The sequence below is a fragment of the Alicyclobacillus shizuokensis NBRC 103103 genome (genome assembly GCF_001552255.1).
GTDB classification, from domain to species: domain Bacteria; phylum Bacillota; class Bacilli; order Alicyclobacillales; family Alicyclobacillaceae; genus Alicyclobacillus_G; species Alicyclobacillus_G shizuokensis.
The window spans coordinates 1-14,999 of record NZ_BCQV01000034.1 but is presented as its reverse complement, the minus strand read 5'-3'; the positions used below and the strand labels follow the sequence as shown (position 1 = coordinate 14,999).

At 58.3% G+C, this 14,999-nt stretch carries 14 protein-coding genes and 1 tRNA gene; 4 read left to right on the top strand and 11 right to left on the bottom strand.

Annotation, left to right across the window (positions count from 1 at the left end; all coding sequences use genetic code 11):
• Positions 1 to 99: 99 nt before the first annotated feature.
• The 3 genes from ASH01S_RS12960 to ASH01S_RS12950 all read right to left on the bottom strand — a co-directional run bounded on the left by ASH01S_RS12960 (position 100) and on the right by ASH01S_RS12950 (position 4,849).
• Positions 100 to 3,315, bottom strand: coding sequence for an adenosylcobalamin-dependent ribonucleoside-diphosphate reductase (locus ASH01S_RS12960; protein ID WP_067928884.1), 3,216 nt, complete (start codon positions 3,313 to 3,315; stop codon positions 100 to 102).
• 31 nt (positions 3,316 to 3,346) lie between these two features.
• Entirely contained in the window at positions 3,347 to 3,847 is a 501-nt protein-coding gene (nrdR, locus tag ASH01S_RS12955; RefSeq protein WP_067928883.1) for a transcriptional regulator NrdR, read from the bottom strand.
• Positions 3,848 to 4,051: 204 nt separating this feature from the next.
• On the bottom strand, positions 4,052 to 4,849 hold the full coding sequence (locus tag ASH01S_RS12950) for an HAD-IIA family hydrolase (RefSeq protein ID WP_067928882.1): 798 nt from the start codon (positions 4,847 to 4,849) through the stop codon (positions 4,052 to 4,054).
• 183 nt (positions 4,850 to 5,032) lie between these two features.
• Between ASH01S_RS12950 and ASH01S_RS12945 the strand changes: the two genes are divergently transcribed.
• Positions 5,033 to 5,893: an MBL fold metallo-hydrolase gene (locus ASH01S_RS12945; protein WP_067928881.1), complete on the top strand. Its 861-nt coding sequence runs from the start codon at positions 5,033 to 5,035 to the stop codon at positions 5,891 to 5,893.
• 244 nt (positions 5,894 to 6,137) lie between these two features.
• Positions 6,138 to 6,824, top strand: coding sequence for a hypothetical protein (locus ASH01S_RS12940; protein WP_067928880.1), 687 nt, complete (start codon positions 6,138 to 6,140; stop codon positions 6,822 to 6,824).
• On the opposite strand, the gene dapF is transcribed toward ASH01S_RS12940, so the two are convergent.
• From dapF to ASH01S_RS12920, 4 genes are all read right to left on the bottom strand, one after another.
• A complete protein-coding gene (dapF, locus tag ASH01S_RS12935) occupies positions 6,786 to 7,706 on the bottom strand; it encodes a diaminopimelate epimerase (protein ID WP_083517144.1) in 921 nt (306 codons plus the stop codon). The genes ASH01S_RS12940 and dapF overlap by 39 nt on opposite strands.
• A 151-nt stretch (positions 7,707 to 7,857) precedes the next feature.
• Entirely contained in the window at positions 7,858 to 8,277 is a 420-nt protein-coding gene (locus tag ASH01S_RS12930; RefSeq protein WP_306302865.1) for a MaoC/PaaZ C-terminal domain-containing protein, read from the bottom strand.
• Entirely contained in the window at positions 8,277 to 8,756 is a 480-nt protein-coding gene (locus ASH01S_RS12925; protein ID WP_245629067.1) for a MaoC family dehydratase N-terminal domain-containing protein, read from the bottom strand. The genes ASH01S_RS12930 and ASH01S_RS12925 overlap by 1 nt, the downstream gene beginning before the upstream one ends.
• Positions 8,757 to 8,758: 2 nt before the next feature.
• Positions 8,759 to 9,526 (bottom strand): beta-ketoacyl-ACP reductase, encoded by a 768-nt coding sequence (locus tag ASH01S_RS12920; RefSeq protein WP_444541722.1) that lies wholly within the window; start codon positions 9,524 to 9,526, stop codon positions 8,759 to 8,761.
• A 194-nt stretch (positions 9,527 to 9,720) separates the two neighbouring features.
• Between ASH01S_RS12920 and ASH01S_RS12915 the strand changes: the two genes are divergently transcribed.
• Entirely contained in the window at positions 9,721 to 10,560 is an 840-nt protein-coding gene (locus ASH01S_RS12915) for a bifunctional 5,10-methylenetetrahydrofolate dehydrogenase/5,10-methenyltetrahydrofolate cyclohydrolase (protein WP_067928873.1), read from the top strand.
• Positions 10,561 to 10,589: 29 nt separating this feature from the next.
• On the opposite strand, the gene ASH01S_RS12910 is transcribed toward ASH01S_RS12915, so the two are convergent.
• Entirely contained in the window at positions 10,590 to 10,967 is a 378-nt protein-coding gene (locus ASH01S_RS12910) for a DODA-type extradiol aromatic ring-opening family dioxygenase (protein WP_067928871.1), read from the bottom strand.
• 178 nt (positions 10,968 to 11,145) lie between these two features.
• Here ASH01S_RS12910 and ASH01S_RS12905 point away from each other — a divergent pair.
• Positions 11,146 to 11,232 (top strand) — tRNA-Leu (locus tag ASH01S_RS12905).
• A gap of 136 nt (positions 11,233 to 11,368) precedes the next feature.
• Here ASH01S_RS12905 and ASH01S_RS12900 read toward each other — a convergent pair.
• The 3 genes from ASH01S_RS12900 to ASH01S_RS12890 form a co-directional block, all read right to left on the bottom strand.
• Positions 11,369 to 12,274: a glycosyl transferase family 2 gene (locus tag ASH01S_RS12900; RefSeq protein ID WP_245629066.1), complete on the bottom strand. Its 906-nt coding sequence runs from the start codon at positions 12,272 to 12,274 to the stop codon at positions 11,369 to 11,371.
• A gap of 324 nt (positions 12,275 to 12,598) precedes the next feature.
• Positions 12,599 to 13,078: an IS66 family transposase gene (locus ASH01S_RS19685; RefSeq protein WP_083517143.1), complete on the bottom strand. Its 480-nt coding sequence runs from the start codon at positions 13,076 to 13,078 to the stop codon at positions 12,599 to 12,601.
• A 403-nt stretch (positions 13,079 to 13,481) separates the two neighbouring features.
• The coding region (locus ASH01S_RS12890) for a glycosyltransferase family 4 protein (RefSeq protein ID WP_067928868.1) at positions 13,482 to 14,999 on the bottom strand (1,518 nt) is incomplete at its 5' end.

Sequence of the window (14,999 nt, the reverse complement as noted above, 5' to 3'; positions counted from 1 at the left end):
CTATGTAAAGCTGTCTCGCCCTATAGTATGAATGGCCTTACGGCCAGTGTCAAGATGATGTTGCCACATTCATGCGACTCCTCGACTCCGCCGCAGGCGTCAGCACTTACTGTATCCGCACGCCTCACACTCGTAGCAGCCGCCAGTGCGGACCAACGACAGCTGGTGACAGTTTGGACACAGGTCCTTGGCTACACTGTACGAGCGCAGCGGCAAGGCAGCGGCTCCCTCGGACGTGGCCGTTTCCTGTCCCGACGCCCATTCGGCAAATCCACGGCGACGCATCGGGAACGTCTCCGCGTGTTCAATCAACGCCTTGGCAATCGCATCCGGCACGGACGTGATGCGGCGGTCGCCAAACCCGACGGAATTATATCCGCCAATCCCCGAAAAATGCTTGACCAATTCGGCCTCTTTGTTGGGGTTGTTGGAGTCGCGCAGGTACAAGGTGATGGCGCGGCCCAGCGCTTCATTGGCGGCATACACATCGCTGCCCGCCTTGCCGATATTCACGAAAATCTCCAGCGCCACGTGTTCGTCCGGATCGTCGTTGATGGTGATGTACGCTTTGCCGAGCGGCGTCTCCTTTTTATAGGTGGCGCCGTACAGCACATCAGGACGGCGGCGTTTGACGTAGCCAACCGTTGCCGGTGCGGGCGCAGCTGGCTTTGCGCCCTGCCCGTCGCCGCCCACCGACGCGGGCGCCGCCTCTGCTCCCTCGCCCCCTACTGAGGCTTTGGCAGATTCGTCGGTCTTCAACGACAGCACCTGCTCCGAGCGGGAACCGTCGCGATAAATGGTCACACCCTTGCAGCCGAGTTCGTAGGCCAGGTCGTACAGCCGCTTGGTATCCTCGACGGTGTAGGAGTTGGGCGCATTGCAGGTTTTGGAGATGGAACTGTCAATCCACTTTTGCAGCGCGGCCTGTACCCGCACATGCTCCTCAGGCGTCAGGTCCATGGCCGTCACGAAGTAGTCGGGCAGTTCTTGGGCCTGCGGATGGGTCGCGAAGTACTCCTGCACGATGGCGGCGTTCTCCTCGAACATTCCGAGCCGCGAGTTGCGGAAGTAGGACCAAGCATAATACGGTTCGCACCCAGTCGAACAGCCGACCATGGTGCCCGTGGTGCCGGTAGGCGCAATGGTCATGGTTGTCACGTTCCGCACCCCGTGCCGCCGCACTGCCTCGGCCACATGCGGACGCTCCGCCGCCATTTGCCGCATGTACCCGGACTGCAGGAATTTCTCGGCGTCAAACCGTTCAAACGGCCCGTTCTCCTTGGCCAACTCCACCGACTCCAGATAACACCACTCCGCCATGAAGCCCAGCACCACGTCAATCAGCCGCACCGACTCTTCCGATCCGTAGCGCACACCGCAATACAGCAGCAGATCGTGCAGCCCCATAATGCCAAGGCCCACGCGCCGTTCGCTCATCTGGTTGCGACGGTTCTCGGCAAACGGGTAGTACGTCGCGTCGATGACAGCGTCCTGGAACCGCAGGCCGGACCGGACCACATCCTCCAATTCCTCCCAACGGATGTGATGGAGGAAAAACTCCGCTCGTTCGCGGTCAAAGTGCCGCAAAAGGGCCTGCCGAACGGCTTCCTCCTTGACCGGATCCTGAAACTCCACCCGTTCCCCTGAATCCGCGAATCCGGCGGCGAACTTGCTCAACACCACGGCTCCCAGGTTGCAGATGCCGTAAGCCGGCAGCGGCTGTTCCCCGCAGGGGTTGGTGGCAACCAATGGATTATAATACCAAGAATTGGACATTTTATTCGCGCGGCCCAGAAAGACCACGCCCGGCTCCGCCGACTTCCAGGCCGAGGTCACCAACTCATCCCACAGCTGGCGGGCGGTGAGGGTATCGTGCACAACAAACTCGCGGCCGTTCTGCTCCCACCGGTCAAAATCCCCGTCAAAGTCGTTGACGTCCTGTTCCCGCACGAAACCAATCGGCCACGGCTCATCCGCCTCCTTGGCGGCCATGAAGCGCTCCGATACACCGACCGAGATGTTGGCCCCCGTGATGACGCCGTCCACCTGCTTGCAGCGAATGAACTTGAGGATGTCAGCATGGCGGTCGGCCAGGATCAACATCAACGCCCCGCGGCGGGACCCGCCCTGCAGGGTCAGCTGGCAGCCGACGCTCATGATCTCCCCGACGCCCACCGGGCCAAACCCGTCGCCAAACACCTGATTGCCCTTGTCGTACAACTGGCCCCACGAATAGGCCCCGGAGCTCCTCCCGTTGACACCGCGCACATAACTGTAACGGGGGCGCAACGAGGACAAGATAATGGAAACCGTCTTCCCCTCCTGCATCCGTTCCCACATGTCGGCGAGGGTCTCCGCAATGGTGCTGCGTTGGTCGCCGGGATAGAGCACGGCGCCGATGATGTCCGATAACACCAGGGCGCCGCTGGCCAAGATCTTTTCGTACAGGTCCTTGGCTGACACTGGCTCGGAACGAATCACCGGGCGGCCTTCCGCCAGCCAATCCTCAATGCGCCCGTTCCACAGATCGTCATACCCGTCGACACTGGTGTCCGGAAAGACAAACTGCCACTTCGCGTCCTCTTCCACAGCACGCAGGAAGCTGCGGTTGACGCGCACGACCTTGGTGCTGTGCGGGTAGGACGCCTCAAGAAACTCCGGCAGGTCCGCGTGCCATACGTCTAGAACCAGATTGAGATATTTGTTGCGCGGCTCCGAGGACACCGGCACCAGGCTCCCCTGAGGCGGTATGCGCGACAGGTTCATACCGACGCCACCGCTACGCGCCTGAATTTCCAGGGTTTGACCGAACGATTCCGCGTAATCGCGCAGAGTTGGCCCGACGCTGGGAATCACAAAGCAGTTGTAGCTGGTTGTCTGCATGCCGGACCCCAGTGACGCGTTCACACGCCCGCCCGGAACGTACCGCCAGCGGCTCTGCAGCTGATAAAACTTTTCCTCCCAATAGGCAGGATCCTTGGTCACCTCCGCGGCGCCCCGGGCCACTCGTCGCCACATCTGCCGGGGAGCGGTCTCCAACAGCACGTCCACCTGATGGAACGGCAGCACCTCGCGCACCCCGTCCTTCAGCTCCACCGTGACCGAGCGATCGGCCTCATTCACATGGACCACGCGCGCCAATTCGTGATAGGCGCGCTTTTTGTCCAGTACCGCGACCACAAGCGCTCCAAGACCCAAGGATTTCTTGGTCACATCCTTGAGCAGGTACCTGTCTGCCACAATCCGTTCCCCTGTGGGGCTCAGGGCATCCTCGGCAGTAAACGGAAGCATGCTTTGTTCGAGAGTGTGGCTCATTCGTTCAACCCCCGGTATGTATTTTTTCAAGTTACGGCCCCTCAGAGCCATCGGTGCGTCCGCCTTGCAGTGACCTGTCGCTCAACAGACCCAACACTTCCTGGGCCAGCGTTTCCACGTCCCGAAACTGCCGGTACACGCTGGCAAAACGGACATAGGCGACGCCGTCCAGCTGCCGCAGTTCCTCCATCACGCGTTCCCCGATGACCGAGGAGGGGACCTCGCGTTCGTACTCCAGACGCAGACCGCGCTCGATGCGGTGCACCACGTCTTCCACCGCATCCGCCGGAATCGGGCGCTTTTCGCACGCCTTCATCAAACCGCGGTAGAGCTTGTCCGCTGAGAATTCTTCACGCTTTGCATCCTTCTTGATCACCATCAACGGACGCTGCTCGACCCGCTCATAGGTGGTGAAGCGACGGGCACAGGCCGGATTGGTGCACTCGCGGCGGCGGCGAATGGTGCACCCGTCCTCACCGGCCCGCGACTCAATTACACGCGAATTATCGCAACCGCAGTAGGGACATCGCATCTCTCTCCCTCCCGTCGGCGCCAGGGCGGTCCACCGAATCGCCGAAGCGAGACTCCATATCTAGTGGATGATGAGTTGTCAATACCGATTATACCCACTATATATACGGCAGGCAACCTGTTTGTCCAAAACCCCTGTCAAGCCGCGCCAGGAGCGGTTTGCCCAGTGCCACCCCCGCCTTGGCCCCGCGACCGGCTCACCCCGTTACCGGACGTCGGCGACCGAAGAAAACACGTAATCGGGTGGCGGAGCAGCTTGCTCGCCCCCGTACTGGACGCCGCTTTGCACCCACACCGTGGTCAATCCGGACACTCGCCCGGCCTCGATATCGGTGCGTAGGTTGTCGCCAATGATGAACGCATCGGAGCGGGCGACACCGTAGCGGGACAACGCGTAATCAATGAATTCGGGAGAAGGTTTGCCGATAATGACGGCGTCCACACCACTGGCCTCGGCAATCATGCGCCCAACGGCCCCGTTGCCGGGATAGAACCGGCTGCCCACCGGCAGTCGCACATCGGGATTGGTGAGAACAAACCAGCCCAGTTCCATGGCGAGCAGGGAGAACGCGGCATAGTCCAGGTATCCCGCCCGCCGATCAAGCCCGAGCACCAGCCCATCCACTTCGGGCAAGGCGCCTTCCTGCCACCCGCGTAGGCATACCCCGGTCAGCCCGACGGCCGCCAACGCCTCCGCAACCCCGGCCTCCCCCAGATAACCGACGCGGCCGTGGCCAACCCGGCGCAGCACATAATCGGCGCTCGCTTCGCTGGAGGTCACCACCTCTTCTGGTCTTGCCGCGATGCCCATGCGGTTGAGCTTGTCCGCTGTTTGCTGCGGCGTGCGGACAGAGTTGTTGGTCAAGAAAACGGGCTGAATCCGGCGTTCCCGCAGGCGCTCAACGAACGCCGCCGCTCCCTCAATCACCTCGTCCCCGCGGTACACCGTGCCGTCCAAATCAATCAGCGCAGCCCGCCAAGGGCGGGTGAGTAGCGATGCCATCGCGCCATCCCTCCATCCTGCTCTCCAACCTACTGTCGGCCCGTTTGCGGGCGCTTCAGCCACCACGCTACTTTACCTCAGTTTGCACGTGCATGGCTATGCGCCTGGGAGTTGCTTCGAGCGCCGGAAGCGTTTACGGTATAGATTGAGATACGCTCGTACTTCTGGTGAGGAGGGAGTCCGTTGCCCGTTCAAGAATCCAATCCGGTCCCGGTGCGTGTATCGGAGCACGTCTGGCAAGTGCCATTTCCGACTCCCACCCTGCCGCCCCTTGATCATACCAACACGTACGTAATCGCGACCGGCGACGACTGCCTACTGGTGGACCTGGGCACAACCGAGGAGCGTCACCTGTCGTGGCTGACACAATTCCTGCGCAACCTGGGCGTCCAACGCCTGCAGATCATCGCCACCCACCACCATGTGGATCACACCGCGGGTTTGCCCCGGCTGGCGGCCCAGTGGCAAGTTCCCATCCACCTCCACCCATTGGACCATCCGCCCGCCCGACAAGCGCTCGGCGTGCCCCCGGAGTTGCTTCAGCCTACGCCGGCGCAGCTCCAACTCGCGGAACTGTCTGTCATCATCCGCCATCAGCCCGGTCACACACACGGCCACCTGCATGTCGAAGTCCCGGCGGATGGAGTGATCTTGGTCGGAGACCACCTGTCCGGCGCGGGGACGGTATGGATTGGACCGCCGGACGGGCACATGGACGACTACCTGACCGCGCTCACAGCCATCGCGCAGAGCGGCTGCTCCGTCGCGGGCCCCGGACACGGTCCGACGCTGGACGCGCGTGCAGCCGCCCTGCAGACGAAAGAACGGCGGCTTCGGCGCGAGGCGGAGATTCTCTCTTTGGTCTCCCAAAGGCCGCTCGGTATTCGAGAACTGCGGCAACGGATCTACGGCGATTCGCTGCCTGCCGGCGTGGAAAGGGTCGCGCGACGAACACTGCTGGCGCACGTGCAACGGCTTCTGGATGCGGGCAAAGTGCGGGCCGTGTGGCAGGAGGGGCGCTTCCTGTATAGTACGGAACCCTAACCGAAGGGCTGGAGCCGGGTCCCATCTCCCTCCTGAAGGCGTCTGCCAACTGAACCACGGAGTGGGTATCCCACGGTATGAGCAGGTTCTTTGCAAACCAGACGGCGGGAAAGGTTGCTGTGTGACACAATCTTCAGGCCGCGACAGCCGATGAATCGGGTAATCCCGCTGTCACCTCGCTCCATGCTATGCTGCACGGAGAGACAGCGGGTGGACCGAGCGGGATGAAAGGAGGAGAAGCCCGGTGCTGGGAGATGCTTGCTTGGCCTATTGGAAGGACCTCATCCGCTTACTGAGCCGGCCCCGCTCTGTGCTCGACCACCTGTCGCAGCCACTGGCGACCGCTGTCCTCCGCTGCCGCTGGGCCACCGCCTGGTCCGTCGGGGTCACCGCCCTCGCCAGTTGGATTGTCCATCCAGACTGGCCCACCCAAGCCGCCAGGCTGGTCAGTGGACGCCCAATGCCCCCAGCCCTCGCCAACCTCGGTGTTTTCTTGGCTGCCCTGCTGTGCATCCCCATCGCGTACGGTGGCCTGCGTCTGTATACGCTCATCCACCACGTCGTGGCCGTCAACGTGTGCCGAACCGCCGGCATCCGATTGAAACTTCTGAATCTTGAGACTGCGCTCCTCCCCCTGACGGTTTTGTTTGCCATCGGATGGGTGGGCGCAGCATGGCATCCGTGGCTGGGCCAGGCGTGGCTCGCGGCCGTGTCTGCGCTGGCCCTGTGGCTGCTGGGGGAAGGGCACAACGCCATCTTCGTGCGGCGCCGGCGCAAACGCCTGGGACGCCTGGGAGGGATTGGGCTCTGGTTGACGGCGGCGGTGTTGACGCTTTTCATACTCGCCGTCGGCGCCGCCGCCATCGCCATCACAATCTCGGTCATCAGCTTCTTAGTCCTGCTCCCCCTGCGCGCCGGCCACAACCGTTGAGCCGGCCGCCGACACTGCCGGCCCGGCGTCCTCGCGCCTCGGCCAAACAAAGTCCCCCGACATCACCTCGACCGCCTCGCCGGTCATCCACACCCGGCCCTCATCGTCCACCTGGATATCTAAATCGCCACCCTCCAGGTGCACTACGACGCGAGGACACAACCAGCCTTCACGCACCCCGGCGGCGACACTTGCGCAGGCCCCGGTGCCGCACGCCAGGGTGATGCCGGAACCGCGCTCCCAAACCCGAAAGTCTAGTTCCCTGTCGCTCCGCGGGGTGACAAATTCCACATTGACCCGGTGGGCAAAGTCTGGGTGGCCCTCGATGTGGGGTCCCACCTCCGCCAGTGGCACTGCCGCCGCCTGCGCAGAACGGATGACAAAGTGCGGGTTGCCCATCGACACCAACGTCCCGCTGAACGTACCGACCGGCGTCGAAACCGACGCGCGGGACGGTTCCGCAGCCTCCACCTCACCGCGAAAGCCCACCGCCTCAGCCCCAAACCTCGGCCGTCCCATGTCTATCGTCACGCGCTCCACCCGTCCTCCGCGGACCCAGACGCGGGCCATCACCACGCCCGTCTTCACTTCTATCGGGAACTCCTCGGCTTCGGTGTACCCGTGCTCATACGCATATTTGGCCACGCATCGCAAGCCGTTGCCGCACGTCTCGGACTCCGATCCGTCCGCGTTCCACATCCGCATCCGCACCGTCGCACGCTCGGACGGGCCGATGAGAATCAGGCCGTCCGACCCGATGCCGCGCCGTACATCACTCACCGCACGCGCTAACGCAGGCAGATCGACAGCCGCCATCGACTCCTGAAACTCGTCTATGTAGATGTAATTGTTGCCCAACGCATGCATCTTGGTAAAACGCATCCTCGCTGCCCCCCTGCCTACGCTTCCTATCCGAGTATACCAAATTTCCCGGCAGCGGACAGACGCTGTTGACGACACGGTCCCAGGGACACCGGCGCCCAAAGGGCTCCCCGTTACCAACTAGGCTGCCCCAGTGCCCACCCCGGCACGCCTAGGTGGCATGCGGAACGCGGAACACCGCCTTCCCCTGCACCACCGTACGGTCGGAGGCTACGGCGGCGGACACGTCGCACTCCGCAATCTCCCATGCGTCGCGGATCTCCACGCGTTCAATCCGTCCCTGGCACGTCACCACATCCCCGGGACGCACCATATCCGTAAAGCGCACCGAAAACTGGAGCAAGTCGCCGGCTTCGCCGATAACCTGCGTGAGCATTTCCCCGACAAAGGCCATGGTCAGCATCCCGTGGGCAATGACACCGCCCAGGCCCACTGCCTGGGCGAACTGGTCGACGGTGTGAATCGGATTGAAATCGCCGGAAGCGTCCGCGTATTGGACAAGTTGAATCCGCGTCACCGGCGGCATGCTCACGGGCCCTATCGTCTCACCACGCGCAAACCTGGTCCCCATCATTCCTCCCCCTGTCCCCTGCGAATCAGGGTGGAACGGGAACGCTCCAACAGTTCTCCACCCTCGCTCAAGACCCGATAGGTAAACACGACCAACGTCATCGCTCCCGAACGGCCCTGCTTTTCGACGACATCGGTCAGTTCCATGGAGCAATAGACCGTATCCCCAGCCAGAATCGGCCGGAAATACTCGTACGCCTGTTCACCGTGCAACAACCCGTCACGGGGAAAATCAAGCCCGGGTATCGATCCGTAGTCGAAAGTGCGACTGAACGTCGGCGGCGCCAATAAGCGGCCGTAGCGGCTGCGCTGAGCGTACTCCTCGTCCAGATAAAGAGGATTGTTCGATCCGATGGCCCGCGCAAACTTGCGTATGGCCCGTTTCTCCACCTCGTTTCTTACCGGATCCGATGATTTCCCAAGAAACGGGCGCAGCCTGTCGGCCCCCATGTCCATCTCCTCCTCGTCCCCACGGTACACGCTCATCCCTGCGGGCGCGCGCCGTTGATGTAGATCACCTGGCCCGAGACGTAGCTCGCCTCATCGCTGACCAAAAACGCCACCACATTCGCCACATCCTCCGGCTTCCCCGCACGGCGCAGCGGAATCCGCTCGATGGCAGCCCGCTCAAACTCCTCAAAGCTCATGCCGACGCGTTCCGCCGCTGCGCGCGTCATATCAGTCACAATGAACCCCGGCGCCACGGCGTTGACATTGATGTTGAACGGCCCCAGTTCGATCGCCAAGGTGCGTGTAAACCCCTGCAGGCCCGCTTTGGCGGTCGCATAGTTGGCCTGTCCCCGATTGCCGAGGGCCGAGGTGCTGCTCGTGTTGACAATCTTACCGTAGCGCTGCTCAACCATGTAGCGCTGCGCGGCGCGGCTGCACAGGAACGCGCCTTTGAGATGGACGTTCATGACCATATCCCAATCGTCCTCGCTCATCCGAAACAACAGGTTGTCGCGGATGATACCGGCGTTGTTGACGAGAATGTCGAGCCGGCCCCAACGAGCCACTACCTGCTGCATCGCGGCTTCCACCTGCTGTGCGTCGCGGACATCGCACCCAACCGCCAGCGCATGGCCGCCGGCAGCTGAAATAGCGTTCACCGTGTCTTGGCAGGCTTCTTTGCGCAGGTCCAACACCGCCACCTTCGCACCGTCCGCCGCCAGGCGCTTCGCGGTGGCCGCGCCGATACCACGGGCCGCGCCGGTCACCACCGCCACCCTGTCCTGTAGACGCCCCAACACACTCTCCCCCTCATCCTGGACTCTATGACATAAATGAAACTACATATATGAAACAATATTCCAAATCGAACGCCACGATTTCATGGTAGCGAACCGATGAAAACGATGTCAACCGTGCGCCTGGCGATCCCGCCCGTGATTCGGTACGATAGCTGGGTAACGTCCCTGCACCAGCAGAAATGGAGTCGATGTCCATGCCAGAAGCAACCATACTCTATGGAAAACCGGTCGTGGAACAGATTCACGCCCAAATCCGACAACGCGTGACGGCCCTGACCGCTCGCGGTGTCACCCCGTGTCTGGCCACTGTTCTGGTCGGCGATGACCCAGCTTCGGCGACCTATGTACGCATGAAGAGCAACGCCTGCAGGCGGCTGGGGCTGCGCTCCGTGCCCATCCACCTGCCGTCCAACACAAGCAGTCAATCCCTCGTCGACACCATCCAGCGTCTGAATGCGGATCCCCAGATTCACGGCATCCTGCTGCAGCATCCGGTGCCCGACAGCATCGATGAGCGCGTGGCCTTCGACGCCATTCGATTGGATAAAGATGTCGACGGAGTAACAAGCGCCGGCTTCGGCCTCGCCGCCTTTGGCCGACCGGCGCATCGCGCCTGCACTCCGCAGGCCATCCTCCACATTCTGGACTTCTATCAAGTTCCGTTGACAGGCCGGCACGCCGTTGTATTGGGCCGCAGCGCCATACTGGGCAAACCTATCGCAGCTATGTTGCTCAACCGCGACTGCACCGTCACCATCTGCCACTCACGAAGCCAGGATATCCCGGCTATCGTCCGGCAGGCCGACGTGGTCATTGCCGCAGTCGGACGACCGCGTTTCCTGCAGGGTGACTGGCTGAAGCCAGGCGCCATCGTCATCGACGCCGGCTATAATGAAGGCAATGTGGGGGACGCCGACTTTGCCTCCTGTGTCGAGGTCGCCGGGGCCATCACGCCGGTCCCGGGTGGTGTGGGGCCCGTCACCATCGCCACTTTACTGCTGCACACGGTCGCCGCAGCCGAGCAGCAAGCCTGATCCCGCGACAGGATGGTAAGCTGCGCACATCATGCCGTAATACGTGGGTACCTGATACGACACCAGCTGCCCGCGCAACGGAAGCCGTTGGTGGATGCCAACAGGATGGCCAACTGCCAAGGGCTGTCCCGCTTTGCCGCATCCACCAAAAACTTCGGGATATCGAGCAGGCCCTCCAGGCGCCCCTCTCTCACCAACCGAGCGATGGTCGCATCGAATTCCGCCGCAGCCGGGTCGTACCCGTACGGCCCGTCCCCATCGTACGTATGCGCTTGGTCGCCGCTGGCGATAAACGCCACCCGCTTCGGGCTGGCTGCCGCCAGCTCAGCCAGGACCATACCGAAGTCAATCAGGGACTGCAGCCCCAGGTCCCGTGTCGGCGTGACGATGACCACACGCGGCGTCAATCGATACTCTCATCTTCACTTTATCATCGCCGCCTCGATGCGGCCTGGGCGCCTAGATGCTTGTCCTTTTGCCGCCCTGCGTTTTTGTCCAATAGAGCTTGCATCCGGAGTAAAGGCCTGATATAATGCTTCCTGTGACCAGTTGAGCCAATCGATGGCCAAGCACAACTCAGTTCATGCGGTCGTGGCGGAATTGGCAGACGCGCAAGATTCAGGTTCTTGTGGGCGCAAGCTCGTGGAGGTTCAAGTCCTCTCGACCGCACCAAAGCTAAGGCTGCGCGAGATGGCGCAGTTTTTCGTTTTCGTGATAACGGGGAACTGACTTCGAATTGAAGGTTTCTCAGCTATACGCGTGATTTTCAACACGGCTGTGAATAACCAGGCCCGTGCGTCGGAATTCATCATTTCGCCTTCACTTGATTAATGTAATTTATGGTCTCGTATTTCCCAAGTGCTCCGTGTCCCCCGAGTGCCGGAAGGATCGCAGGCCCTGGCTGCTTGTCATAATACAAGTCCACGATGACTTTATTTACAACACACCCGTCTTCCATGAACTGCAGATCGGAAAGAAAGGGAATAACATGGTTTGTCATATCATACTCGCACGCAGCGTTCTGTAAATAGTAAATTTTAGGAACATACTTTATGTGATTATAAAATTTTATAACATTTATGCGCTCCGGAAATACCTTCAGGACCTCCTGGATAGACAGACTCGGATAAGAGAGGTTAAAGACATTTTGAACAGGTATTTCAAGCCATTTTGTCAAACAGGTTTGAGGACAATTCACAAGAGCCGTCGAGTCTCTGATGTATCCAGCCAATATTAGAGACATGAATCCGCCACCAGAAGACCCGTAGAATAGCACGTTCTGCTGGTTAACCCCTATTTTTCCTATGAGTTTTGTCAAAATCGTTGCAATATCTTTCAGATAAAATCTGTCCCAAGTTCCTTGGCCCCACCCCAAAGGAATATCCCCTAAATACAGAGTCGGATCATTATAGTAGATCATCGAATCCTCGAAATCATAAATCCAGGAATGTCTCTGGAAATATGGAAGATTCACCTTGGTTACCATGGCACCGGAACTAAATACAAGTAAGTTGGGGGAGTTCACATTGATTTTTATTAAGAACTCGAATTTCACCCCATTCCAATTTACGGTGAGCACAAAAGGGATAGCGATGGGCAAGTCAAGAGTGCTCAATAGATCATAATCAACAGTTATTTTTTGGTATTGGTCGATCCCGTTGTCCACAATGTTTCTTTCCCTTCTCATTTTTATTTGAATGGATTGTTCTTTCATCTGCCATCTGCGCATCAGCCGTCATGTTTGGGTCTGAATCGCGCTGCCTTCGTTCATCACTCCTCTTGTCGTGTCACAATCAAAGTACGAGTGTACAATGAGAAGTGCTTGGACGAAGACTGTGGTCTTGTAACCAATTGTTAACTTGTTGGACATGTGTCTTTAAGGAACCGAGCGGGAAACGAAGCCCAAGAAATTTGCGGATCCTCATGCAAACCGCTGTCCCACATTACCCATTGGAGAGGACAGATGCCTACTTGGCTAGACACGCTACACCGTGAACGGTGAATGCCACCACCTTGCATCCCATCGGCAAGGGAATTGTTATGGCCAATTTTCGGATCGAGACGGACATCCTCCGTCAGGATGGTTGACCGGGGATCCACGGCATTGAGTTCCGCTGAGACCCCAAGGTCGACGTTTGAGAACTGTCAAACAGGTCATGCAAGTACACCAGCGATTGGGGTCCATTCTCCTTCGCGGCTTCCACAATGTTCTGTCCAAGGACTCTCTTGGGCAGAATTTGCTCCCCTTGCGTTGAAAGCCTTGCCAAAAGGCCCCCACAACCGCAAGATTCTCCGGGAATTGCTGCGGATGTTCCGTGAACCGCGTCTCTTCGGAATCGTAAGCAACGATGGACTGCCCATCCCGTCCAGTCGAATGCAGCCACGCATGCGCCTTCGTCTGTGCTGCCTGTTCGGGCTCCTGAAGCACTTGCATCGTCGTCCCATCCGCATGCAAATCACGCCGCCGGAGGAACTGTTCATTGCATAGGCGACTGCCGAAGAAATTCGAATCGTTCATCTAACGGGCAACCCACCACTCGATGCGGCCGGTGCCGATTTGTTGGTGATGCATCCTTTCGCTTACGCCCAGCCTGTCAAGTAGGTGCACGGACGAAAGACGGAGGTCAAAGATGCCGAATGGGTTATGCGATACCTTCACCGTCTCCCGTTGAGGGGAAGTCATATTGCCCCTCGGGAACAGCGAGAACTTCGGGAACCCATCCGGCACCGTAAATCGCCGATTTGACAACGGGCCGTCGATGGAGGTGATCAGATACAGGAATCTGTACTCGATTCGAACGTAGATAATATCTCCCTATATAAGTGTTACAGGCCCAGTAGTGGCTAGAGCCCGATACGTGGAGATCCTGAAGCAGCCAGCGCGTCAAGGGGAAGGCGAAAGTCCAGGCCCACACCTGATGTCAGAATCCATTTTTCCATTTGGCTAAAGCCTGGACATAAGCTGCATCAGGAATCGAATAGTCAATCGGCACACTCCGTAAAATAGTGCTCCATTTCTGGTCATCGAATTTCGAGTAATCCAACTCAAATTTAAATAAACTCGAAGCCGCGTCATCGAGCCCTGACCTGGTCTTTACCAATCCATACTTACCTATCATATCTGATTCTTCAGTAAAATAGTGAGGTGTTAATCTTTTCTTTTCGATTGTCTGGTAGTATATGTGCATCGTCTTTTCAAATAGCGTTTCTGAGGAATATTGCACCTTGCCCCTGTCAGCCGCCTTGGCTGCCAATTTGAGCCGGAGTCCCGGATTATCCATTAACTCCGATATACTCTCCGCCAGTTGAACACTGTTTCCCGTTTCGAAGATCAAACCGGTCTCTCTGTGTCTTACGACTTCAGGTATGCCGCCGGCGTCTGAGGCCACACAAGGCTTACCCGCGATTTGTGCTTCCATAAGCGTGTACGGATGCATATCCTGTTTGGACGCAAGTACGATTATATTTGATAGTTTCAGCAAAGCCGGCACATCCCACCTTGCTCCGAAAAATACAATGTTCTCATGCACGCCCAGCCGCTTTGCTTGCAGTTCCAATTCATATCTCAAATTTCCATCTCCTATGAACCAACAGACGAAGTCGTTTCGTTTGTCCTTCAGTATTCTTAATGCGTCGATCAGCGTTTTGTGATCTTTTTCCGGCACAAGTCGAGCGGGGCAAGCAATCACAATTTTGCCGGGATTTTTTTGCTCCTCTTTCAAGTGCGGGTATGGTTCATGCTTTAACTGTTTTAAGAAAGGAGCCAAATTCATTCCATAAGGAATCACGTTGATCTTCTCGGCTGGAATTCCGTAATGAGTACTCAACTGGATTTTCTGCCAATTGGTTGGAACAATCGTCGCATCCGTCGATAGGTGTCCATAATACTCTTCTGTTACAGCGTATTTCCAATTGATACTATCTTTGTCCGTGATTTCGCCAGAATTGATATATTCGGTAGCCAGAATCCCGTGTATCGTTGCGACAAGGGGGATGTCTTTCGGCTTTACTCTCCATAAGGCACGTGTAGACAGGATATCGTGAGTATGGATTAAATCATAACCATTCAAATTGAGGAGAGCTGCCGCCACTTCAAAAGTATAACGTTCAATCTCCCTCCAACGAATTCGCGGGTCGACATACGGCAATTCATTTTCGTAGTACCGGAATACTTGATGATCAATGACGTCCTTGATCGAGAGGCGTTCGGAATGATGGTTCACGGTTTTGTCGATCTCGGCACCCGTTAAATCCCATCCAAAATCATTCTGGATGTAATTGAACTTGTAAATTTTATTCATACCAGGATGATGGGCTAATATGTCAACATGATGTCCATGTTCCTCAAGTTCCTCCTTCAATGTATAGACATAGCGGCTCAGTCCCCCGTAGTGAGGGAGTTCAAAATAGCAGGCAAACAGAATTTTCAACAATACCCC

Coding starts and splice junctions, on each gene's coding strand:
- ASH01S_RS12900 (WP_245629066.1), bottom strand. CDS start 12,274: ATGAAAGAACAATCCATTCAAATAAAAATGAGAAGGGAAAGAAACATT.
- ASH01S_RS12960 (WP_067928884.1), bottom strand. CDS start 3,315: ATGAGCCACACTCTCGAACAAAGCATGCTTCCGTTTACTGCCGAGGAT.
- ASH01S_RS19685 (WP_083517143.1), bottom strand. CDS start 13,078: ATGAACGATTCGAATTTCTTCGGCAGTCGCCTATGCAATGAACAGTTC.
- dapF (WP_083517144.1), bottom strand. CDS start 7,706: ATGCGTTTTACCAAGATGCATGCGTTGGGCAACAATTACATCTACATA.
- ASH01S_RS12915 (WP_067928873.1), top strand. CDS start 9,721: ATGCCAGAAGCAACCATACTCTATGGAAAACCGGTCGTGGAACAGATT.
- ASH01S_RS12930 (WP_306302865.1), bottom strand. CDS start 8,277: ATGGGGACCAGGTTTGCGCGTGGTGAGACGATAGGGCCCGTGAGCATG.
- ASH01S_RS12950 (WP_067928882.1), bottom strand. CDS start 4,849: ATGGCATCGCTACTCACCCGCCCTTGGCGGGCTGCGCTGATTGATTTG.
- nrdR (WP_067928883.1), bottom strand. CDS start 3,847: ATGCGATGTCCCTACTGCGGTTGCGATAATTCGCGTGTAATTGAGTCG.